This is a genomic window from Kluyvera intermedia (assembly GCF_021440345.1).
In the GTDB taxonomy this organism is placed as follows: Bacteria; Pseudomonadota; Gammaproteobacteria; order Enterobacterales; family Enterobacteriaceae; genus Kluyvera; species Kluyvera intermedia_A.
In genome coordinates, this window is sequence record NZ_JAKCNS010000024.1 from 20,323 (window position 1) to 40,948 (window position 20,626).

General features: G+C 59.7%; 21 protein-coding genes, 2 pseudogenes and 1 riboswitch. Of the genes and pseudogenes, 2 read left to right on the top strand and 21 right to left on the bottom strand.

Translation table 11 applies throughout. The annotated features are described in order from the left end of the window. Positions 1 to 43: 43 nt before the first annotated feature. The 19 genes and pseudogenes from recG to LZ634_RS08180 form a co-directional block, all read right to left on the bottom strand. Positions 44 to 2,125 (bottom strand): ATP-dependent DNA helicase RecG, encoded by a 2,082-nt coding sequence (gene recG, locus LZ634_RS08090; protein ID WP_234503784.1) that lies wholly within the window; start codon positions 2,123 to 2,125, stop codon positions 44 to 46. Positions 2,126 to 2,130: 5 nt separating this feature from the next. Further along, positions 2,131 to 2,820 (bottom strand): tRNA (guanosine(18)-2'-O)-methyltransferase TrmH, encoded by a 690-nt coding sequence (gene trmH / locus LZ634_RS08095; protein WP_234503786.1) that lies wholly within the window; start codon positions 2,818 to 2,820, stop codon positions 2,131 to 2,133. Between the two features lie 124 nt (positions 2,821 to 2,944). Further along, positions 2,945 to 3,388, bottom strand: a pseudogene (locus tag LZ634_RS08100) (ACT domain-containing protein); the annotation flags it as partial. Between the two features lie 128 nt (positions 3,389 to 3,516). Further along, positions 3,517 to 3,663: pseudogene (locus LZ634_RS08105) on the bottom strand (ATP-binding cassette domain-containing protein); the annotation flags it as partial. Between the two features lie 8 nt (positions 3,664 to 3,671). Next, positions 3,672 to 4,349, bottom strand: a complete 678-nt coding sequence (locus LZ634_RS08110) for an energy-coupling factor ABC transporter transmembrane protein (protein WP_234503897.1) — start codon at positions 4,347 to 4,349, stop codon at positions 3,672 to 3,674. After that, positions 4,336 to 4,617 carry an energy-coupling factor ABC transporter substrate-binding protein gene (locus tag LZ634_RS08115; protein ID WP_234503789.1) on the bottom strand — a complete coding sequence of 94 codons (282 nt, stop codon included), beginning with the start codon at positions 4,615 to 4,617 and terminating at the stop codon, positions 4,336 to 4,338. The genes LZ634_RS08110 and LZ634_RS08115 overlap by 14 nt, the downstream gene beginning before the upstream one ends. Position 4,618: 1 nt before the next feature. Beyond that, positions 4,619 to 5,356, bottom strand: coding sequence for a cobalt ECF transporter S component CbiM (gene cbiM / locus LZ634_RS08120; protein WP_234503791.1), 738 nt, complete (start codon positions 5,354 to 5,356; stop codon positions 4,619 to 4,621). After that, positions 5,353 to 6,066, bottom strand: a complete 714-nt coding sequence (locus tag LZ634_RS08125) for a cobalt-factor II C(20)-methyltransferase (protein WP_234503793.1) — start codon at positions 6,064 to 6,066, stop codon at positions 5,353 to 5,355. Before LZ634_RS08125 ends, cbiM begins: the two co-directional genes overlap by 4 nt. Next, positions 6,063 to 6,842 (bottom strand): sirohydrochlorin cobaltochelatase, encoded by a 780-nt coding sequence (cbiK, locus tag LZ634_RS08130; protein ID WP_234503794.1) that lies wholly within the window; start codon positions 6,840 to 6,842, stop codon positions 6,063 to 6,065. The genes LZ634_RS08125 and cbiK overlap by 4 nt, the downstream gene beginning before the upstream one ends. Further along, positions 6,839 to 7,639 carry a cobalt-precorrin-6A reductase gene (locus tag LZ634_RS08135; protein WP_234503797.1) on the bottom strand — a complete coding sequence of 267 codons (801 nt, stop codon included), beginning with the start codon at positions 7,637 to 7,639 and terminating at the stop codon, positions 6,839 to 6,841. Before LZ634_RS08135 ends, cbiK begins: the two co-directional genes overlap by 4 nt. After that, entirely contained in the window at positions 7,636 to 8,361 is a 726-nt protein-coding gene (locus LZ634_RS08140; RefSeq protein ID WP_061283147.1) for a precorrin-3B C(17)-methyltransferase, read from the bottom strand. The genes LZ634_RS08135 and LZ634_RS08140 overlap by 4 nt, the downstream gene beginning before the upstream one ends. After that, a complete protein-coding gene (cbiG, locus tag LZ634_RS08145; RefSeq protein ID WP_234503799.1) occupies positions 8,361 to 9,416 on the bottom strand; it encodes a cobalt-precorrin 5A hydrolase in 1,056 nt (351 codons plus the stop codon). Before cbiG ends, LZ634_RS08140 begins: the two co-directional genes overlap by 1 nt. After that, positions 9,397 to 10,170, bottom strand: a complete 774-nt coding sequence (locus tag LZ634_RS08150) for a cobalt-precorrin-4 methyltransferase (protein ID WP_234503802.1) — start codon at positions 10,168 to 10,170, stop codon at positions 9,397 to 9,399. The genes cbiG and LZ634_RS08150 overlap by 20 nt, the downstream gene beginning before the upstream one ends. Then, the gene (locus LZ634_RS08155) at positions 10,163 to 10,732 is read right to left on the bottom strand and encodes a decarboxylating cobalt-precorrin-6B (C(15))-methyltransferase (RefSeq protein WP_234503804.1); all 570 of its coding nucleotides are present in this window, start codon (positions 10,730 to 10,732) and stop codon (positions 10,163 to 10,165) included. The genes LZ634_RS08150 and LZ634_RS08155 overlap by 8 nt, the downstream gene beginning before the upstream one ends. Continuing rightward, complete coding sequence (locus LZ634_RS08160) at positions 10,722 to 11,327, bottom strand: cobalt-precorrin-7 (C(5))-methyltransferase (RefSeq protein WP_234503806.1); 606 nt, start codon at positions 11,325 to 11,327, stop codon at positions 10,722 to 10,724. Before LZ634_RS08160 ends, LZ634_RS08155 begins: the two co-directional genes overlap by 11 nt. Further along, positions 11,321 to 12,460, bottom strand: a complete 1,140-nt coding sequence (gene cbiD / locus LZ634_RS08165; RefSeq protein WP_234503808.1) for a cobalt-precorrin-5B (C(1))-methyltransferase CbiD — start codon at positions 12,458 to 12,460, stop codon at positions 11,321 to 11,323. The genes LZ634_RS08160 and cbiD overlap by 7 nt, the downstream gene beginning before the upstream one ends. Then, positions 12,457 to 13,092 carry a cobalt-precorrin-8 methylmutase gene (locus LZ634_RS08170; RefSeq protein ID WP_234503810.1) on the bottom strand — a complete coding sequence of 212 codons (636 nt, stop codon included), beginning with the start codon at positions 13,090 to 13,092 and terminating at the stop codon, positions 12,457 to 12,459. The genes cbiD and LZ634_RS08170 overlap by 4 nt, the downstream gene beginning before the upstream one ends. 11 nt (positions 13,093 to 13,103) lie before the next feature. After that, positions 13,104 to 14,063: an adenosylcobinamide-phosphate synthase CbiB gene (gene cbiB / locus LZ634_RS08175; protein ID WP_234503811.1), complete on the bottom strand. Its 960-nt coding sequence runs from the start codon at positions 14,061 to 14,063 to the stop codon at positions 13,104 to 13,106. After that, entirely contained in the window at positions 14,060 to 15,433 is a 1,374-nt protein-coding gene (locus LZ634_RS08180) for a cobyrinate a,c-diamide synthase (RefSeq protein ID WP_234503812.1), read from the bottom strand. The genes cbiB and LZ634_RS08180 overlap by 4 nt, the downstream gene beginning before the upstream one ends. Before the next feature lie 93 nt (positions 15,434 to 15,526). Then, positions 15,527 to 15,717: riboswitch (cobalamin riboswitch) on the bottom strand. Positions 15,718 to 15,849: 132 nt separating this feature from the next. On the opposite strand from LZ634_RS08180, the gene LZ634_RS08185 reads away from it, so the two are divergent. Further along, positions 15,850 to 16,719: an L-threonine kinase gene (locus LZ634_RS08185; protein WP_234503814.1), complete on the top strand. Its 870-nt coding sequence runs from the start codon at positions 15,850 to 15,852 to the stop codon at positions 16,717 to 16,719. Here the strand turns inward: LZ634_RS08185 and cobD are convergent. Then, positions 16,704 to 17,780 carry a threonine-phosphate decarboxylase CobD gene (gene cobD, locus LZ634_RS08190; RefSeq protein WP_234503817.1) on the bottom strand — a complete coding sequence of 359 codons (1,077 nt, stop codon included), beginning with the start codon at positions 17,778 to 17,780 and terminating at the stop codon, positions 16,704 to 16,706. The two genes, LZ634_RS08185 and cobD, sit on opposite strands and share 16 nt — an antisense overlap. Positions 17,781 to 17,786: 6 nt before the next feature. Beyond that, positions 17,787 to 19,037 carry an N-acetylmuramoyl-L-alanine amidase AmiC gene (amiC, locus tag LZ634_RS08195; RefSeq protein ID WP_234503819.1) on the bottom strand — a complete coding sequence of 417 codons (1,251 nt, stop codon included), beginning with the start codon at positions 19,035 to 19,037 and terminating at the stop codon, positions 17,787 to 17,789. Positions 19,038 to 19,266: 229 nt separating this feature from the next. On the opposite strand from amiC, the gene argA reads away from it, so the two are divergent. Next, positions 19,267 to 20,598, top strand: a complete 1,332-nt coding sequence (gene argA, locus LZ634_RS08200) for an amino-acid N-acetyltransferase (RefSeq protein WP_234503822.1) — start codon at positions 19,267 to 19,269, stop codon at positions 20,596 to 20,598. Positions 20,599 to 20,626: the final 28 nt, after the last annotated feature.

Sequence of the window (20,626 nt, forward strand, 5' to 3'; positions counted from 1 at the left end):
TTGTGCGAAGTTTAGCACAGCCCTACGCGGGCTGCGGGTATCGCTACGCGTTGGAATAGCGTTCGGTTTCCGGCATCCAACGCTCAATAAGGGCATTGGCCTGCTGCGGATAACGTTCGTGAATATGACGGGCCAGGCGCTGTACTTCGGGGATCATGGCCTGATCGCGCAGTAAATCCGCCACTTTAAATTCGGCGTTACCGGTCTGACGCGTGCCAAGCAGTTCACCCGGGCCGCGAATCTCGAGATCTTTTTGCGCAATGACAAAGCCGTCGTTGCTGTCGCGAAGCACCTGTAGGCGCAGCTGCGCGGTTTTCGATAGCGGTGACTTGTACAGCAGCACGCAGTGGGAAGCCACCGCGCCACGGCCTACGCGGCCGCGTAGCTGGTGGAGCTGTGCCAGTCCAAGACGTTCGGGGTTTTCGATGATCATCAGGCTGGCGTTGGGGACATCGACGCCAACTTCAATCACCGTAGTGGCAATCAACAGATGCAGCTCGCCCTGCTTGAAGGATTGCATGACGGCCTGCTTCTCGGCGGGCTTCATGCGGCCGTGAACCAGGCCGACGTTGAGCTCCGGCAGAGCCAGTTTTAGCTCTTCCCAGGTGGCTTCTGCCGCCTGCGCTTCCAGCAGTTCAGACTCTTCAATCAGCGTGCAGACCCAGTAGGCCTGGCGGCCTTCGGTGGTACAGGCGTTGCGTACCCGGTTAATGATGTCGGGACGACGAGTATCCGGGATGGCGACGGTGGTTACCGGCGTCCTGCCCGGCGGCAGTTCGTCAATTACCGAGGTATCAAGATCGGCATAGGCCGTCATCGCCAGGGTACGTGGAATCGGGGTTGCGGTCATGATCAGCTGATGCGGATGGAAGCCCTGCTGCTGGCCTTTCTCCCACAGCGCCAGACGCTGGTGGACGCCGAAGCGGTGCTGCTCATCAATGATGACCAGCGCCAGACCGTTAAACTGCACCTGCTCCTGGAAGATGGCGTGGGTACCGACAATCATCTGTACCTGACCGCTGGCGATGGCGTCCTGCTGTACCTGACGCGCTTTGCCTTTCTGCTTACCGGCAAGCCAGCCGACTTCAATACCGAGCGGTTCAAACCAGCTGCGGAAGTTGTTGGCATGCTGCTCGGCGAGCAGCTCGGTCGGCGCCATTAGCGCCACCTGTTTGCCGTGAGCAATGGCGCGCAGCGCGGCAAGGGCTGCGACCAGCGTTTTACCGGAGCCGACATCGCCTTGTACCAACCGCATCATCGGCACATCAAGCGCCATGTCGTGTTCGATTTCCGCCACGACGCGCGTTTGTGCGCCGGTAGGTTTAAATGGCAGAGAATCAAGAAAGCGGTTTTTTAGTTCGCCCTGAGCGTTGAGGGGCAGAGCGTGATAGCGCTGCGCGCCAGCGCGCAGTGCCAGCATGCTGAGATTATGCGCTAATAGTTCTTCAAGGATCAGGCGCTGCTGTGCCGGATGTTTACCGGTTTCTAAATCGACGAGCTGCAAAGACGGCGGTGGGCGATGCAGCGTGCGCAGCGCCTCCGGCAGGCTCATCATGCCCTGCGACAGCTCTGGGGGCAGCAGTTCGCTAATAGCGCAGGTATCCAGCAGGTCCAGTGCCTGGTCGGTGAGCTTGCGCAGCGTCGCCTGTTTAATGCCTTCGGTGGTGGGGTAGACCGGGGTTAAGGTCTCCTGCAAATCTGGAGTGCTGAGATCGCCCTGCACGCGGTATTCCGGGTGGATCATCTCCGCGCCGTACTTCCCACGCTTGGCTTCGCCGTAGGCCAGCACGCGCTTGCCGGTAGCAAGGCTATTTTTCATCGCCGCGTTGAAGTTGAAAAAGCGCATCGTCAGGATGCCGGTGCCGTCGCTTATCTGACAGGTCATCATCCGGCGGCCGCCGAACGTGATGTTGCTGTTCAGGACTTCGCCTTCAACGCTGGCATACACCCCGGGAAGCAGTTCACCGATAGGGTAGAGATGGGTGCGGTCTTCGTAACGTAATGGCAGATGCAGGAGGAGGTCCTGAACCGTGTGAAGGCCAATTTTTGCCAGCCGGCTGCTCTGCGCGGCACCGACGCCGGTCAATGTGTTGAGCGGAACGGCATCCAGCAGACGGCTTTGCATAGCGTTTACCCCTTGGCCTGCATGGTGGCCCACCACGAGGCATCGGCCTCGACTTCACCCAATTCGTTGACACGAGGGTAGGGCAGGCCTTTACGTTTAGCGACGTTTGCCAGCACCGGGTAGCCACCTTCAAACAGCAGGCGCTGCTGTTCTTCATCGGGCAGCATGCTGTTATCGCGGCGATACATGCCGGCGTTTTGCCGCTGGCGCTGGGCTTCATAGAGGATGAGTGCGGAAGCAACGGAGACGTTCAGCGACTGCACCATCCCAATCATTGGGATGATAATGTCCTGATCTGCCAGGTCTAACGCTTCCTGAGTGATACCGGTTTTTTCCTGACCCATTAAAATACAGGTCGGGCGAGTGTAGTCGATTTCGCGGAAATCTACTGCTTTATCAGAGAGGTGAGTTGCCAGGATCTGCATGCCCTGACCCTTCAGGTGGCTGACGGCGTCGCTGATGGTGGGATGCGTTTTTACCTGAACCCAGCTGTTGCTGCCTGCTGCCGCAGAGACCATCGTGCGCATACGGCTGCCAGGCCAGACGGCGTGAACTTCGTGTACGCCGACCGCATCAGCGGTGCGAACGATCGCCGAGACATTATGAGGTTTGTGGACCTGCTCCATGCAGACCGTCAGATCAGGCTGGCGCCTGGCGAGCATCTCACAAATTCGCGCATAACGCTGTGGATTCATTGGCACTTCATCCTTCAAATTACCTCGGCGTTAGCTGCACTCACCCCGGAAACGCACCGCTGTACGTCCCGGGGAAATCATTCCTCTGCCGCCTTACGCAGTGGGAATGACGTTGTGTCTAAAACTAGTTACGGTTACGGGTGACTTTGATGACGTCTGGCATGACGCGGATTTTGCGCATGATATTAGCCAGATGCACGCGGTCGCGAGCGGTCAGACGGATAAAGGCGCTGTAGACGCGGCCGTCTTTTTCTTCCGTATTCAAACTCTGAATATTGGATGTCGCGGTGTTGATGGCGGCAGTCAGGTTGGCTAACGCCCCCTGATGGTTGAACATATCGACCTTAATCTCGGTGATAAATTCCTGTGCCGTCTCTTTGTCCCACTCTACCGCCATGAATTTCTCAGGTTCTTTCTGATAGCCGCGAATGTTGCGGCAGGATTCATGGTGGATGACCAACCCTTTACCCGGGCTGACGTGAGCAATGATCGGGTCGCCTGGAATTGGACGACAGCATTTCGCAAAGGTGATCAGCACGCCATCTGCGCCTTTAATCGGCAGATGGGTAAGCCCAGAGGCTCCCGGCGCCAGCGGCGTGGGGGGGGCCGGGGGGGGGGTGGGGGCGCGGCCTCGCGCGCCGCCCGCCCCCGGGGGGGCGCCCCCCCCCCCCCCCCCCGCGGGGGCGCCCCCCCCCGGCCGCTGAGGTTCATAAACAGCGTCGATTTTCCACAGCCGTTGGCCCCCACCAGACCGGTGACGGCCTGGCGGGAGAAATCCAGCGTCAGCCCTTTGAGCGTCGGTTCATCCTGGTAACGAAACCAGAGATCGCGGGTCGCCAGCATGGTAGTCCTTACAGGTGAAAATCACCCTGATACAGTTTGATATCAAGCGAAGTGCTCATCTGTTGATAACGCATAAGCACGCGGGTAAACAGCAGCCCAACCAGCATCGACAGCGAGCGGTAGCCCAGGCGGACATTGCGGTAGCCAAAACGCAGCGTTTGCGCCCGGTGAATGGCCATCGCCTCATCAAGCAGAATAAAGATAAAACGCCAGGTCAGCAGGATTTGCTCGGTGAGCAGGCGCGGCACGCGCGCCCGTTTGAGCAGTACGATAAGCTGCGGAAACGGCAGGTTCAGCACCAGCCAAAAGGTGGCCGATAGCGCCGCCAGGCTACGCCAAAAGGTCTCATTGGCGGTGGTCAGCCCAACCTGAGTGATGCCCAGGTGAAACCCGCCGAGCGACACACTCGCCAGCAGCGTATGCGCATCCCGGCTCACGCTAAACACGATAGTCAGCACGCCCACCAGCAGAAATCCCAGCGGCAGCGCCATCCAGCGACACCAGCGCCAAAAGGAGATACGCAGCAGCCAGCAGGTCAGCGCCGCCGTGACCGCCATCAGCAGAGCCTGCCCCAGCGGCGGCAGGCTAAAGGCCAGAATCATCAGCAGCAGCCAGAACAGGAATTTCCGTTCTGGCGCGATGTGAAACCAACGGCTTTGGTAGCTGAGTCGGTCAAGCCCGGTCATCATTGCGCTGACGGCCTTTGTAGTAGCCCAGAATGTAGAAAATCACCGCCGCCCCCAGCGATCCCTGCAGGGTAAACAGCAGGCTTTCAATCTCCCCGCTCGCCGGTTCATACAGCGGCTGGAACCACGGTTCATAGTGCGGCGCCACCGCTTGGATCTGATTTTCCGCTTCGCCGTCGGAGCCCCCGTATTCACCGCCGTGATTGATAAAGAACGGCAGGACCACCAGGCCAATCACCATCGCCAGTAGAATCAGTGTCTTTTTCATCTTAATGCCCTCGTGCAGGGATCAGCTGACGCTTGGTCAACTGGTCGTAGATCATCACCGTCAGCAGCCCTTCGGCAATGGCGATCGGGATCTGCGTCAGACAGAAGATCCCCATAAATTTCAGGCTCGATCCGGTAAACCCGCTTTGCGGATCCGGGAAAGCGGCCCCCAGCTGGAGCGAGGTGACAAAATAGGTAGCTAGATCCGCCAGCATGGCGCAGAGGAATACCGACACATCGCGACGGAATCCGGCCTTACAGGCCATTTTCCACACCAGATAGCCGACGATAGGCCCAATAACCGCCATCGACATACCGTTAGCACCCAGCGTCGTTAATCCGCCGTGCGCCAACAGCAGCGCCTGGAATAACAGTACGATGGCGCCAAGGATCGCTACCACGCCTGGCCCAAACAGGATCACCGCCAGCCCTACGCCCGTCGGGTGTGAGCAGCTTCCGGTAACAGACGGAATCTTCAGCGCTGAAAGGACAAAAATAAACGCTCCGCACAGCGCCAGCAGCACCTTCTGGTTACTGTCGTCCTGCACAATACGGCGCAGACGCACCAGCCCGTACCACAGGCACGGCAGAAACAGCAGCCACCACGCCAGCGCCCACATTGGCGGCAAAAAGCCTTCCATAATGTGCATCGCAAAGGCCTGCTCCGGCACCACCAGCAGAAGCAGCGCTGCCGCCGCACCGCTCAACGAAAGCTTTTTAAGCTGTTGTTCTAAATTCACTGTCCTTGCCCCCACTGTTTATTCACCAGAATGGTTGAGAAATAAGGCAGCGGCTGGTCGTCGCTCACCTCCGCCAGATTTCGCCAGCACTGTTCACCAGGCAGCGTCGCCTCGGCCATCAACACGGCATGGTCCAATAGCCCTGCTCTGGCCAGCAGCGCTTTGATGCGCGGGAAACGCCCGTAAACCTTCATCAGCACCAGGCTGTCGTGCTGCGCCAGCGCGCGTTCAATCTCTGCCTCCGGTGCGGTGCAGGCGACCACGGCCAGTGACTGCTGTTCCATGGCCAGCGGCATCTGCGCACGGGCGGCAATCGCCGCAAATGAGGTCACGCCGGGCACAATCTCCAGCCACTCCGGGCTGCCAATCCGTTGCAGTAAAAAGACCCAGGTGCTGAAGAGCATGGCATCACCGAGGGTGATAAATCCCACCCGTTTTCCGGCTTCCACTTCGTGCACCAGCGCACGGGAAACGTCATCCCACACCGCCTCTTTTTCCGCGCTGTCGGCGCTCATCGGGAAATGGCAGCAGCGCACTTCGGTATGCTCGCCTAAATATTCACGCACGATAGAGAGCGCGAGGCTGTCGCCGCCTTTACGCCCCGCCGGAGCATAAAGGATATCGAGCGAGCCCAGAATGCGCGCCGCGCGCACGGTAATCAGATCTGCAGCGCCAGGCCCGGTGCTCAGGGCATACAGTTTTCCGCTCATGCGACCTCCAGCGACTGTTGCAGGTGTTCCACAAACATCGCCCGCACCGCCGGGTTCTCACCCAGCCCTTGCAGCCACGGCGTTGCCGCGATGCCGGCGGCGGTAAATAGCGTTTTCCACGAGTCCTCTTCATCGGAGGCCATATCGTTAATCGCATGGTCACCCGCGACCAGCATTAGCGGCATCAGGTGCACACCGCGCACGCCTTCCTGATTCAGGCTTTCAATCAGCACGTCAACTTCCGGGTAGCTCTCAACTGCCCCCACCCGCGCCGGGAAGCGCTGGACGCTCATCATATGGTCAAGGCAGGCGTAGGCGGCAAAGGCATGGTGGCTGGCACCGTGGCCCATAAACACCACTTTTTCGTCGGCGTTCAGCGCCGGCATCTGCTGCTCCAGCGCCTGCATTAAACACACATAGTCGTCATGGCCGCTCAACAGCGGCGTGCCGATCGTCAGACGACGAAACAGCGGGCGCAGGCTTTGCACTTCGCGGGCAATCTTCTCGTACTCATCGCCGTTGATAATGTGCAGCGACTGTACCGCGACGTCTTCGTAGCCCTGCTCGGCCAGCTTTTGCAGCGCCTCCAGCGGCGTGTCGGTTTCGATGCCGTCACGCTGTTTCAGCTTGCGAATAATCATGCCGGAGGTGAAGGCGCGAAACAGGTCGCGGTCGGGACAGCTTGCCGCCAGTTCACGTTCGCAGGCGACGATGTTCTTCTCACAGGTATCGTGATAGCTGGTGCCGAAGCTCACCACTAAAAGCGCTTTTTTCATTGTTGTTTCCTTGATTCCGTGGCCTGCCAGCGCGCTAAACGCTCGGCAAACGCAGTCAAACTATCCAGTCGTTCGTCGCCGGTCACCAGCGGTGCCGGACGGGTAATCACCACGCAGGGAATGCCAGCATCGAGGCAAGGCTGAACCTTTTCCCGATAGCCGCCTTCCGCACCGGAAGCCTTGGTGACCATCACATCAGCGCGGCAGTGGCGGTAGAACGCCGCGTTAAACTCGGCGCTAAACGGCGCGCAAATCGCAAAAATTTCCCCGACGCCAAAACCTAATTCAGCGCACTGTTGCACCACCTCTGGGACCGGCAGCACGCGGGCAAGCAGCGTTTTTTCCGGCAGCCCTGCGCGCCACAGCGCCAGGTCTTTACTGCCGGTGGTTAGCAGGACGCGATCGCCCATCCCGCGAATTAACGCGCAGGCATCGTCGATGCTGGCTACGTAGTGCAGCAGCGGATGCGTCAGGGAGTCGAGCTGCTCCGGGCGCTGGTAGCGGCTGAGCAACACACCTGTCTGCTCGCAGGCCGCCTGCACGTTACGGCTCACTACTTCGGCGTACGGGTGCGAAGCATCAATCACCCAGCGAGTGTGCTGCTCGCGTAGCCAGGCGACCATCTCTGCTAGCTCAAGCCGCCCGCAGCGCACCTGGCCTGCAATATCACCGGCCAGCGCGGCACCGGTGGGCGTCGCCACCGACACGGTGTAGCGCACGCCTGCGGCATCCAGCTGCTGGCAAATCGCCCGCGCATCGCTGGTGCCGCCCACCACCAGAACATCGCCGTAATTCACAGCACGTAGCCTCTTGGGGTGATCATCAGGCCGTCCTGCACGTAGGTGGTTTTGTTGCCAACAATCACCAGGCTGGTCATATCCACCGGTGCAAAATCCATCTCGCCCAGCGTGGTCAGCCATTTCTCCTGTTTCTTCCGCCCGGCGGATTTCACCACCCCCACCGGCGTATCGGCGCTTTTACTGGCGGCGAGCAGTTCAAAGGCGCGCGCCAGATGCCCTTCGCGGCCGCGGCTGCGCGGGTTGTAGAAGCAAATAACAAAGTCCGCTTCTCCGGCGGCGATAATGCGTTTTTCAATCACCGGCCACGGCGTCAGCAGGTCGCTGAGGCTGATATGGCAAAAGTCGTGCATCAACGGCGCGCCAAGAAGCGACGCGGCAGCAATACTCGCGGTCATGCCGGGGATCAGGCGCACTTCGACGTCCAACTTCTGCTTGCTGACCAGCTCCAGTACCAGCCCCGCCATGCCGTAAATCCCGGCGTCGCCGCTGCTGATAAGCGCAACGTTGTGGCCCGCCTGCGCCAGCTCAATTGCCGCCTGGCAGCGCTCAATCTCTTTGCACATCCCGGTTTTGATAACCTGCTTGTCGCCGGTAAAGGCCTTCACCAGGTGGGTATAGGTTTTGTAGCCGACGACGATTTCTGCGGCCTGCAAGGCTTCGACGGCCTCCATGGTCATCATCGCCTGCGAGCCAGGGCCGATTCCAATTACGCTTAACATCAGTGTGTAACTCCCAAAGTGATAGTGACGCCCTGTTCTCGCAGGTTCTCGCCAATTAGATGTCCGTTGCTCAGCAGCCACGCCGCCGGGCCAGATACGCTGCCAACCCCTACCGTTTGCTTCACAAACAGCGAGGAGGGAAAGCGGTGTTCGTGCTCGCTAAGCGCGGCCACGCTAAAAATTTCAAACGGCACGTCGAAGTCGCTCGCCAGCTGGATTAGCCCCAGTTCATCCTGCTTCACCACGATGCTGCCGATGGCTTTCAGAGCTAGCGGGTCCAGCCGCTGAGCAGCCAGCTGGCGCAACAGCAGATCGGTGATAACGCCGCAGTCGGTGCCGCGTCGGCAGCCAATACCGGCGACAATGCGTCGCGGTACCAGCTTCCAGTGGGGAAGCGGCAGTTCAGGTAATTCATCGCGCAGCGTGATACACACCAGCGCGTCAAGTTCCGGCAGTTGCTGAAGATTGCCGACGGTGATAAACCCGCGACGATCGCAGCGGCTGACCTCTTCGGCCAGCGACTCGTCCCACCACAGCCCTACCCGCTTCTGGCTCACCAGCATCTGGTTAACGGTTTTCACCGCCTGACGAAAACCCGTCATTCGTGCATCAAGCTGGCAGGCCAGGGTATCGAGCGCCGCCACCTCGTTAACGTCGGTGGCGGTCGTTATCACCGGGTCTACGCCGAGAAGGCCCGCCAGATGACGCGCCAGCGCGTTGGCGCCGCCAATGTGACCGGAGAGCAGGCTGATAACATGCTGGCCGCGCTCGTCGATAACCACTACCGCCGGGTCGAGGAATTTATCCACCAGCAGCGGTGCCAGCACCCGCACCGCAATGCCGGTCGCACCAATAAAAATCAGCGCAGAGTAACGCGTAAACGCCTGCTGCACGCTATGGGCAAAGCTGCCGTCAAACGCCACGAAACCGTCTTCAACCAGCGTTTCGCGGGTCAGACAGGTCATCGGCAGCGCCGTGCTCAGCCGTTTGGCCAGCGCCACGCCGCCGGGCGTCAGGCAGAACAGCGCAATGCCGTCAGGCTTTACGGTATTCATGGCTGAAATCCGCCGCATACAGCCGCGAGTAGTGGTATTCATCGCCCAGGAAATTGCCGACCAGAATCAGCGCCGTTTTACGAATGTTCGCGTCGCGCACCTTGTCAGCGATATCCGCCAGCGTGCCGCGCACCGTCTGGCTTTCCGGCCAGGTGGCCTTATAGATCACCGCCACCGGCGTGGTGGCGGGATAGCCGCCGTCAATCAGTCGCTCCGCCACTTTATGGATGCGCTGTACCGAGAGGTAAATCGCCATTGAAGTTTGGTGCTGAGCAAAAGATTCCAGCTGTTCGCGCTCGGGCACCGGCGTGCGTCCTTCCAGACGAGTGATGATCAAACTCTGCGACACTTCCGGAACGGTGTACTCGACGCCCAGCTCCGCCGCCGCGCCCAGAAAAGCGCTGACGCCGGGCACCACCTGATAGGAGATGCCGCGACGGGTCAGCTCTTCGCCTTGTTCACGCACCGAACCGTACAGCGAAACATCACCCGTTTGCAGGCGCACCACCGTTTTTCCGGCTTTCACGCCCTCTTCCATTAGCGTGAGGATCTGCTCCAGATGCAGCTCGGCGCTGTCGTGGCATTCCGCTTCCGCCGGGCAGTATTCCAGCAGCTCAGTATTAATTAACGATCCGGCGTAAATCACCACCTGCGCCTGTTGCAGCAGGCGATAGCCCTTGAGGGTAATCAGGTCGCGGTCGCCGGGCCCGGCGCCAACGAACCAAACGCAGCGAGAGTCAAAGGCTTCAGCCATGGTTTTCTTCCTTCTGGCAGGCAATAACAAAAACGGGGTTATGCGGTTTGAAATAGTGGCCGCTGCCCAGCGCAGTCAGCGCCGAGACGTTGAGCTGCTGGCAGTCCACGCTTCTGATGCCCGACTGACGCAAATGGTCGAGGGCGCAATGCAGGTTCTCCTGCAAAATAAAGGTCATCACCAGCCGTCCGCCGGGATGCAGCTGGCGCAAAGACCAGTCAATCAGTTCGCACAGATGACCGCCGCTGCCGCCCATAAACACCGCGTCGGCGGCTTCCTCAACGGCCAGCGGGGCCACACCCTCAACGATGCGCACATTGTCGCAGGCAAAATGCCGGCAATTTTCTGCCAGCAGCCGCAGCGCCGCGGGATTGCGCTCGATGGCGGTTATCCTAAGCGTCGGGTTTTGCAGCGCCGCCTCAATCGAGACGCTGCCGGTTCCGGCACCGATATCAATCAGGTGGCGCGCCTGGTGCAGCTCAAGCTTCGACAGCGCCAGCGCCCGTACGGCCTCTTTGGTCATCGGCACCTTTTCGCCGCGTAAAAACAGCTCATCTTTCATCGAGGATCACCACCGTGTTCATCTCATAGTCCTGCTCCACCGCGCTGACCGGCAGCCAGTGGATGCGTTCGTCGTCCTGCGCCAGGTTCTCGCCAATCACCATCCAGCGATGTCCCTTGCCGCGCGCCATCAGTTCAGCGGCAATGGCTTTTGGCCCGCAGCGTTTGTCAGTGACCATCGCCACTTTGCGATGCGCGGCGAGGGCGTCAAAGTCGACCTCACGCCCGTGGCTGCTGGTGAGCCACATATCATTCATGTCGACGCCCGCCCGCGCGCACAGGTACTGCACGGCGCTGACGCCGGGGATCACCTGCACATTATCGCGGCCGAAATGGGCGATAAGCCGCGTGCCGATGCCGTAAAACAGCGGGTCGCCGGACGCCAGCACCACCACGTTTTGCCCCTGACGCTCGCCAATCCACGCCAGCACTTCGGCAATGTTGGCGCCCAGCGCACAGCGTTCGCCGGAAAACTCCGCGAACTGCGCCAGATGTCGCGCGCCGCCCACCAGCGCATCGGCGCGTTGTACCGCTTCTTTGGCCAGCGGCGTCATCAGCAGTACGCCCGCCGGGCCCATCCCCACCACCGTCAGCATTGCATCGCCTCCACAATCTCACTTACCGGGCGGTTGCTGCCGAGGATCTGGTTATCAAACGAGAACATAATGGCGTCGCAGATCGGCGGCGTTTTAGTAAAGCGCAGGCGCTGCATCACGCGCTGGCAGATACGTTCGGCGAGGTGGTTGTAGATACGCTGGAAACCAAACGCATCGATGTGCTCCATCGCGGCTTCGGTGGTGTCGCAGTCGCTGACCAGCGTCAGAAGCTCCAGCGGCGCCCCAAGCAGCGCCAAATGAGCAACAAGCGTTTCCATACGCGCATCGGCGATATGGCTATGGGTGTGGAAAATCCCGGCGGCGATTTTAATCAGCTTGCCCGGATGCCCAATCAGCACAATCTGGCGGAAACCAAGACGCACGGACTCTTCAATCATGTAGCCCACGAAGTTGCTCATGGTGACCACCACCTGCGAGTCGATGCCCATCTGCTCGCGTACAAAGCGTTCGCCGTGATTACCGGGAACCAGCACCACGCGTTCCAGCCCCGCGGCGCGTTTCATCTCCAGCTCCAGCGCCAGCGAGCGTTTCCAGCTCTCTTCCGACATCGGCGTGACGATACCGGTGGTGCCGATTATCGAAATGCCGCCCAGAATACCGAGCCGTGAGTTATAAGTTTTCTGCGCCCGCTCTTCGCCTTCCGGGGCAAAGATTTCCACCTCCGCGCCGCGCGCCGGGCCAATGGCTTCGCGGACGGCGGTTTCAATGGTGTGGCGCGGAGTGCGGTTAATGGCCGAACTCCCGATTGGCAAGCCGATACCTTTGCGGGTGACGGTGCCCACCCCCTCGCCGCCGCGCAGCGTAATATCGCCGTTGTCGGTTAAGGTCACGCGGGCGAAAATCAGCATTCCGTGGGTCGCATCGACATCGTCGCCGCCGTCTTTACGAATCGCGGCAATCCCCTGCTGCCCCTCGACGTGCGGCGATTCAACGTTCAGATTCAGCGTCACGCCGGAAGGGGTAACGATCGACACCTGGTGAATCAGGTGCTGGCGCATCACCATCAGCGCGGCGACTTTGGCCGCTGCCGTGGCGCAGGAGCCGGTGGTGTAGCCTTTACGCAGCGCCTTGCCGTTATGCCACACCGGGGCGTCGAAGGAGGGTTCACTCATTGGCCGGCCTGCAGCTGATAGAGAATGGCGTTGACGATGGCCGCCGCCACGTTGCTGCCGCCTTTGCGCCCCAGCGCGGCAATGCCCGGCAGGCCGCTGTGGCTCAGCGCTTCTTTCGACTCTGCCGCGCCGACAAAACCGACCGGCACGCCAATCACGCCGCTTACTTCCAGCTCTTTGTGCTCCAGCAGGCGGAACAGCGCCGTCGGCGCATTACCGAAGACAAACACCTTATCGCCTTCCTCTTTTGCGGCGATATCCACCGCCGCCATCGAACGGGTAATGCCCTGAGCTTTGGCCTCGCGCACCACGCGCGGGTCGCTGATATAGCAGCGGCATTCGCCGCCAAAGGTCGCCAGCAGATTTTTATTGATCCCCGAGAGCGCCATGGTGGTGTCGGTATACAACGTGCACGGGCGGCTTAACGCCGCGCTCAGACGGGCAAGTGCATCCGGGGCGAACCACAAAATATCCAGCCATTCAAAGTCGGCGGTGGTGTGGATCACCCGTTTGATAATGGCCTCGTGCAGCGGGCTGTCGAAGCGGTACTCCGGGCGAGTTTCCGCGATAATCTCGCTGATGATTTCAAAGCTTTTGCGCTCAATCGCCTGCGGTTGCTGGATATAGTTCATTACTGCTCTCCTTAGGCCGCGCCAATCAGCCAGAACCTGACCGCCATAAACAGCAGCAGGGCCAGCGTTGACGCCACCCACATCAGTCGAATCGTTCGGGAAATATCATCAATGGCGATATCGCGTCTGGCGTCACCAATCCACGGCTTGTCCACGCGCTGGCCAAAATAGTCGTTCGGGCCGCCAAGGCGGATCCCCAGCGCACCGGCCACCGCCGCCTCCGACCAGGCGCAGTTGGGGCTGCTGTGGTTATAGCGGTCACGCCAGCCGATACGCAGCGCACGCGCGGCATCGAGACGGCAAAGCCAGGCGGCAGCGCTTATCAGCAGCCAGCTCAGGCGGGCGGGAATAAAGTTAGCGGCATCATCCAGGCGGGCGCTGACCATGCCGATGGCGCGGTATTTTTCGTGCTTATAGCCGACCATCGAATCGAGGGTATTCACCGCTTTGTAGGCCATCGCCAGCGGCGCGCCGCCGAGCAGCAGGAAGAACAGCGGCGCGATAATGCCGTCGACGGTGTTTTCCGCCACCGTTTCCACCACCGCGCGGTTGATCTGCTCGGGTTGAAGCGCGGAGGTATCGCGCCCCACAATCCATGACAGCTTGATGCGGCTTTCAGCAAGGTCATTTTCCCGCAGCGGACGCGCGACATCTTCGGCAGAGCGCGCCAGGCAGCGCCCGGCGAGCACGGTGAAAATCATCCACACTTCAACGCCCCACCCCAGCCACGGATGCACCCATGCCGCGAGCCTGAGTGCGCCCCAGGCCACGCCATAGGTCAGCCCCACCACCGCCAGCCACATCACGCCGCCACCAATGCGCAGCGCGCGATCGCTGTGGCATCGGCGCCGAACCGCACGCTGTACAACGTTAATCAGATTGCCAATCCAGCGCACCGGATGCGGCCAGCGCTGCGGGTCGCCGATGACAAAATCAATCAGCCACGCCAGACACCAGGCGAGCAGCGTCATTGCGCACTCCTTGCGGCAGCAAACCAGTGGTTGAGCATGGCCGGACGCTGGGCAAAATGCAGGTGCAGGTAGCTGGCGAAGGTATTGCCTATCTGCCAACCGCCTTGCCATTGCTGGAGAACCGCGCCGTCGCGGGTTTTGCGGCAGGCCATCGTCGCCGGAAGCTGTGCGGTAAAATCGGAGTAGTGGAATTCATGCCCGCGCAGCACCTCACCGGGCGCGGCCAGCAGAGTCTGGCGCTCAGCCTGCGCTTCGCAGTAGCCAAAACGGGTCAGTCGTTTGCCCATTTTGCTCGCGCCGGGAAGAATATCGGCCATTGCGTGGATGTCGCCCTGAGCGTCCTCAAGCGTGCTGCCGAGGTACATCAACCCGCCGCATTCCGCGTAAATTGGCACGCCACGCCGATGCGCAGCGCGCAGTTGTTCCAGCATGGGCGTATTAGCCGCCAGCGCGCGGGCGTGCAGTTCAGGGTAGCCGCCGCCCAGCCACAGCATCTGACAATCCGGCAGTACGCTATCGTGCAGTGGGCTAAAACGAACAATCGTTACCCCGGCTCGTTCCAGCAGCACCAGATTGTCCGGGTAGTAGAAATTGAAGGCTTCGTCATCGGCCAGCGCCAGCGTGAGCCCGTTGCCGTGAAGCGGCGCGGCGGGCCATTCACCTGCCGGCAGCTCCGCCAGCTCGCTCAGCGCTAACAGCCTGTCGATATCGAGTGTGCGTTCAAGACCGGCGGCAAAATCCAGCCACGGCTGGCTATCCAGCGTCGATTCACGGGCGGTGACCAGCCCCAGGTGACGCTCAGGTAGCGATACGCCTTCGGCGCGCGGAACATAGCCCAGCACCGGCAGGTTGCAGTAGCGCTCGATGGCGCTTTTCAGCAGCTGAAAATGGCTGTCGCTGTTGACCCGGTTGACGATGACTCCGGCAATATTGAGACTCGGGTCAAAGTGCTGAAATCCCATTACCGTGGCGGCAATCGAGGTAGAAACGGCTTTGCCATCCACCAGCAAAATCACCGGGCAGCCCAGCTGTTTCGCCATCGCCGCGCTGCTGCAATAGTTTGGGTCGGTGCCGTAGCCGTCGTACAGGCCCATTACGCCTTCAATGACGGCGATATCAGCCTGCTGCATATGTTCGCAGAACAGCGCATTGAGAATGGCAGGGGGCAGCATAAAGCTGTCGAGGTTACGTGAGGGGACGCCGCACAGCGCGGTATGCCAGCCGGTATCGAGGTAGTCAGGGCCAACCTTGTACGGCTGAACCCGCAGCCCGCGCTGCTGAAGCAGTTTGAGCAGGCCGAGCGTCACCGTGGTTTTACCACAGCCGCTGCCGGTACCTGCGAGAACAAATGCGTGCTGTCTGGCTGCCATACCCTGACCCTTTTCAGGCAGGATCGGGGATAGCCGCACGTCTGCCCGGCCAAATGACCGTGCATCGCAAAGCAACCCACTTCCCACCGAAGTTGTTGTTAATGGCCAACAGGCAGGTCTTCTGGCTTAGCGTCATCCTCGCCCGTCCTTCCCGATCTGGCGATCAGTGGTGTTTACGGGGTCGTCAGCATCACAGCAGCGGGGGCTGCGGAGGATTTATACACGGGTGTATTCACCTCCTTCCCTGACACATAATGTGTCAAACCTATTGGTTGCAGATTTATGCCGGCGCAGCGCCCGCATAAAATAAGAGCACTTTACTCTAGCGCCGTGGATGAATGATTTCGTTGCGCTATGACAATACCGGTATATTTATTTACGCTAGTTATATTTCGTTCGACAAGACAAGGATAATCATGAGCGTGGCACGCTGTCCCGGCTCCTGCGGGGAACTCATTCAGGGCTGGATCCTGGGCAGTGAAAAACTCATCTCCTGCCCGATAGACTGGTACAGCACGGTGGAAGTGCGCGACGGCGCGCCGTTGGCAAACGAGCGTCCGCTCACGCGGGCGATGGTTGAAGCGCTGCTCGCCTACTTCGGCTATCCGCTGGGAATGAGCGCAACGCTGCGCATTGAGGTCGATTCGACGCTGCCGATTGCCAAAGGGATGGCCAGCAGCACCGCCGATATCGCCGCCACCGCCGTGGCCGCCGCCCACCACCTCGGTCATTCGCTGGATGAAACCACGCTTGCCGCGCTGTGCGTGGCGCTGGAGCCGACCGACAGCACGCTGTTTCGCCAGCTGACGCTGTTCGATCACCATCACGCGGGCACGCAGATTGCCTGCGCGCCCGCGCCGCATTTTGACCTGCTGGTGCTGGAAAGCCCGGTGATTTTGCGCACCGCAGATTATCACCGACTTCCCCGTGAGGCCGCGCTAAAAGCGCATGCCGGAGAGTTGCAACAAGCCTGGAAAAAGGTGCAGAGCGCCTGCATTCAGCAGGATGCCAGCCTGCTCGGCGAGGCGGCGACCCTCAGCGCTATCGCCAGCCAGACGCTGCTGCCCAAACCGGGTTTTTCGGCGCTGATGGCGCTGGTCGAATCCTGTGACTTATACGGCCTGAACGTGGCGCACAGCGGCAGCGTGGTTGGGCTGATGCTCGACCCGCGTCGCCATGATGTGGAGTATGTGAAGTGGGCGCTGACGCAGAAAAAGCTGACCGACCACTGGCCGAAGCAGCACTTGCTCCGCGCAGTGCCCGGCGGGGTTCAGCTAAGCACCTGACGCAGAGCCGCCAGCAGCCGCTGGTTTTCTGCTTCGCTACGCACCGCCACGCGGAAATAGCGCCCATCAAGACCTGGGTAGTTGGCGCAGCTGCGGATCAGCACCCTCTGTTGCAGCAGCGCATATTGCAGTTCGATATCCGCACGTTCGCAGCGTAAAAACAGATAGTTCGCGCGCCCCGGATAAACGCTCAGACCGTCAATTTCGCCCAGCGCCTGATACAAACGCTGACCTTCGCGCGCCAGCCAGCGCAGAGTCGCCTGCTGATAATCGCGGTCGTTAAGCACGCACTCGCCGGCCAGCGCGGCAAAGGCGTTGATTGACCACGGCATCTGATGCTTGCGCAGACGCGCTACCGCCTGTTCGTCACCGTTGAGCACATAGCCCAGCCGCAGACCGGGAATGGCATAAAACTTAGTCAGCGATCGCAGCACCCAGATATGTGGGTTGTGTTGAAGCTCGCCAATAAAACCCTGCTCATCGGCAATAAAGTCGATAAATGCTTCATCGAGAATCAGTGCGATCCCAAGCGTTCGGCAGCGCGCCGCGATGGCTTCCAGCAGCGCGCGTTCCGGCAGCAGCCCGGTCGGGTTGTTCGGTGTACATAAAAACAGGCAGTCGAGATCCGCCGTCAGCGCCGACAAAATGTGCTCGGTGAGCTGCCAGCCGTCTTCCTCGCGCAGCGCGTAGGTTTCTATTTCACAATCGATCGTTTCCAGCGCCCGGCGATATTCAGCAAAGCCCGGCGCCACCACCATTGCCCGGCGCGGCTTCAGGCCGTGAACGAGAGTAAAAATAGACTCGGTTTCGCCGTTACCCGCCAGTATCCACGACGCGGGTACGCCGTGATGCGCCGCCAGCGCCTGATGCAGCTGCTGATACTCAACATCGGGATAACGCTCGGCGCAGGCGAGATTATCAATGATCGCCTGCTTGAGGCTTTCCGGCATGCCCAGCGGATTAATATTGGCGCTGAAATCCAACAGCGTATCGGCACTGATGCCCATTAAGGCTGCCGCTTCGCGGATATTGCCGCCGTGGGCGCTTTTTAGCCGTGACATGTCTGATTACCCGCGTCTTGCCAGCGTTGCGCCGTCGGCAAAATAGGCTTTAATCCCGGCAAGGATCGACTCGGCAACCTCCTGCTGGAACTTGGCGGTTTTCAGCTTACGTTCCTCTTCAACGTTACTGATAAACGCCGTTTCGACGAGGATCGACGGAATGTCCGGGGCTTTAAGCACCGCAAAGCCGGCCTGCTCGACCTGGTTTTTATGCAGGTTGTTGACCTGTCCCAGGCGTTTCAGCACCGCTTTGCCAAATTTCAGGCTGTCGGTGATGGTCAGCGACTGCACCATGTCGAACATGGTGTGGTCGACGTAGCGGTCGCCGCTCTTACTCACGCCACCCACTAAGTCGGCGGCGTTCTGCGTTTGCGCAAGGTATTTGGCCGCCGTACTGGTGGCCCCTTTGGTCGACAGCGCAAACACTGACGAACCGCTTGGCTGACGGCTGGTAAAGGCGTCGGCGTGAATTGAGACGAACAGGTCGGCGCGCTGCTTTTGCGCTTTCGCCACCCGAACTTTGAGCGGAATAAAAATATCTTCGTTGCGCGTCATGTAGGCTTTCATATTGCCTTCTTTCTCAATCAGCGTGCGCAGGCGGCGGGCGATTTGCAGCACCACGTCCTTCTCCCGCGTTTTATACAGCCCAACCGCACCGGAGTCTTCGCCGCCGTGTCCTGGGTCGAGCATGATAACAATCGGCCGGTCGCGCCCGGCTTTGCCAGGCTGCGGGCCGCTTTGAGCAGGTGGCACCTGCTTTTCGAGGCCGTCTTTGTTGTACTCTTCCAGCAGCGCCAGGAGCGGATCCTGCACATCCTGGCTGCTGGCGGGATAGAGATCCATCACCAGACGTTCTTTAAACCCGGCAACCGGCGCCAGCGCAAACAGCTGCGGTTTGACGTCTTGCTTTAGCTCAAACACCATGCGCACAGTTTGCGGATCAAACTGCCCCACACGGGCCGATTTAATATAGGGATCGTCACCGCGAATTTGCGCTCCCATGCCTTTAAGCACCGAGTTCAGATTGACCCCTTCGAGATCGACCACCAGACGGTCAGGATTGCTCAACGCAAACTGTCGATAATTAATCACACGGTTGGACTCCACCGTGACGCGCGTGTAGCTGGACGCCGGCCAGATGCGCACTGCCACCACCTGACTAACGGCGGCAAGACCAACCTGACTCACGCTCAATAACCACATGGCGCCCGCCCCTTTTAACAAGCGACGACGACTTAACGACTGACTTCCCGACATGCTCCATCCCAGGCAAAAAAAGATAATTTTGGTTCACGCATAATACGATTGACCGAAAACTTTAACCAAAGGCGAATAAACTGTCATCTATAAAAGGGTAAACATTCGTAGGATCAACGAAATTGGCCGCAAGCTTTTCCGTTATTTAGGCAAATTCCGGCTTGCGTTTCCGGCAAAAACAGAATAAAAATACACTAATTACGAATAATCATGCATTGAGGGTTGTGCCGTGGTGAAGGAACGTAGAACCGAACTGGTAGAGGGGTTTCGTCATTCTGTCCCCTATATTAATGCCCACCGGGGGAAGACGTTTGTCATCATGCTTGGCGGCGAAGCCATTGAGCATGAAAACTTTTCCAGTATCGTCAGCGATATTGGCCTGCTCCACAGCTTAGGTATTCGCCTGGTGCTGGTCTACGGCGCGCGTCCGCAAATTGATGCCAATCTGGCGGAGCATAACCACGAACCGACTTACCACAAGCATATCCGCGTAACGGATAGTAAAACGCTTGAACTGGTCAAGCAGGCGGCCGGTCTGCTGCAGCTGGATATTACCGCCAGACTGTCGATGAGCCTCAACAACACTCCGCTTCAGGGTGCGCACATCAACGTGGTGAGCGGGAACTTTATTATTGCTCAGCCGCTCGGCGTGGACGATGGTATCGACTACTGCCACAGCGGGCGTATTCGTCGTATTGATGAAGAGGCGATCCATCGCCAGCTCGACAACGGCGCAATTGTGCTGATGGGGCCGGTGGCGGTGTCGGTGACCGGCGAAAGCTTTAACCTGACCTCAGAAGAGATTGCTACCCAGCTGGCGATTAAGCTCAAAGCCGAGAAGATGATCGGTTTTTGCTCCTCGCAAGGGGTGTACAACGAGAACGGCGATATTGTTCCTGAACTGTTCCCGAACGAAGCGCAGGCGCGCATCGAAGAGCTGGAGCAGGAAGGCGACTACCTTTCCGGCACCGCGCGTTTCCTGCGCGGCGCGGTGAAAGCCTGCCGCAGCGGTGTGCGTCGTAGCCACCTGATAAGCTACCAGGAAGACGGCGCGCTGTTGCAGGAGCTGTTCTCGCGCGACGGTATCGGGACGCAGATTGTGATGGAAAGCGCCGAGCAAATTCGCCGCGCGACCATTAACGATATCGGGGGGATTCTGGATCTTATTGCGCCGCTGGAGCAACAAGGGATTCTGGTGCGCCGCTCTCGCGAGCAGCTAGAGATGGAGATCGACAAGTTCACCATTATTCAGCGGGATAACACCACCATCGCCTGCGCCGCGCTCTATCCCTTCCCGGAAGAGAAGATTGGCGAGATGGCCTGCGTGGCGGTCCACCCGGACTACCGCAGCTCATCGCGAGGTGAAGTGCTGCTGGAGCGCATCGCCGCTCAGGCGAAGCAGATGGGGTTAAATCACCTGTTTGTGCTGACTACCCGCAGCATTCACTGGTTCCAGGAGCGCGGCTTTAAACCGGTGGATGTGGAGCTGCTGCCAGAGAGTAAGAAGCAGCTGTATAACTATCAGCGTCGGTCTAAGGTGCTGATGACGGACCTGGCGTAACGCCGGGGTCGGAGTCAAACCCTCACCC

What these genes read in the sequence shown, in the direction of transcription:
- recG (WP_234503784.1), bottom strand. Translation starts at nt 2,125, where the DNA reads ATGCAAAGCCGTCTGCTGGATGCCGTTCCGCTCAACACATTGACCGGC.
- trmH (WP_234503786.1), bottom strand. Translation starts at nt 2,820, where the DNA reads ATGAATCCACAGCGTTATGCGCGAATTTGTGAGATGCTCGCCAGGCGC.
- LZ634_RS08110 (WP_234503897.1), bottom strand. Translation starts at nt 4,349, where the DNA reads ATGACCGGGCTTGACCGACTCAGCTACCAAAGCCGTTGGTTTCACATC.
- LZ634_RS08115 (WP_234503789.1), bottom strand. Translation starts at nt 4,617, where the DNA reads ATGAAAAAGACACTGATTCTACTGGCGATGGTGATTGGCCTGGTGGTC.
- LZ634_RS08125 (WP_234503793.1), bottom strand. Translation starts at nt 6,066, where the DNA reads ATGAGCGGAAAACTGTATGCCCTGAGCACCGGGCCTGGCGCTGCAGAT.
- cbiK (WP_234503794.1), bottom strand. Translation starts at nt 6,842, where the DNA reads ATGAAAAAAGCGCTTTTAGTGGTGAGCTTCGGCACCAGCTATCACGAT.
- LZ634_RS08140 (WP_061283147.1), bottom strand. Translation starts at nt 8,361, where the DNA reads ATGTTAAGCGTAATTGGAATCGGCCCTGGCTCGCAGGCGATGATGACC.
- cbiG (WP_234503799.1), bottom strand. Translation starts at nt 9,416, where the DNA reads ATGAATACCGTAAAGCCTGACGGCATTGCGCTGTTCTGCCTGACGCCC.
- LZ634_RS08150 (WP_234503802.1), bottom strand. Translation starts at nt 10,170, where the DNA reads ATGGCTGAAGCCTTTGACTCTCGCTGCGTTTGGTTCGTTGGCGCCGGG.
- LZ634_RS08155 (WP_234503804.1), bottom strand. Translation starts at nt 10,732, where the DNA reads ATGAAAGATGAGCTGTTTTTACGCGGCGAAAAGGTGCCGATGACCAAA.
- LZ634_RS08160 (WP_234503806.1), bottom strand. Translation starts at nt 11,327, where the DNA reads ATGCTGACGGTGGTGGGGATGGGCCCGGCGGGCGTACTGCTGATGACG.
- cbiD (WP_234503808.1), bottom strand. Translation starts at nt 12,460, where the DNA reads ATGAGTGAACCCTCCTTCGACGCCCCGGTGTGGCATAACGGCAAGGCG.
- LZ634_RS08170 (WP_234503810.1), bottom strand. Translation starts at nt 13,092, where the DNA reads ATGAACTATATCCAGCAACCGCAGGCGATTGAGCGCAAAAGCTTTGAA.
- cbiB (WP_234503811.1), bottom strand. Translation starts at nt 14,063, where the DNA reads ATGACGCTGCTCGCCTGGTGTCTGGCGTGGCTGATTGATTTTGTCATC.
- LZ634_RS08180 (WP_234503812.1), bottom strand. Translation starts at nt 15,433, where the DNA reads ATGGCAGCCAGACAGCACGCATTTGTTCTCGCAGGTACCGGCAGCGGC.
- LZ634_RS08185 (WP_234503814.1), top strand. Translation starts at nt 15,850, where the DNA reads ATGAGCGTGGCACGCTGTCCCGGCTCCTGCGGGGAACTCATTCAGGGC.
- cobD (WP_234503817.1), bottom strand. Translation starts at nt 17,780, where the DNA reads ATGTCACGGCTAAAAAGCGCCCACGGCGGCAATATCCGCGAAGCGGCA.
- amiC (WP_234503819.1), bottom strand. Translation starts at nt 19,037, where the DNA reads ATGTCGGGAAGTCAGTCGTTAAGTCGTCGTCGCTTGTTAAAAGGGGCG.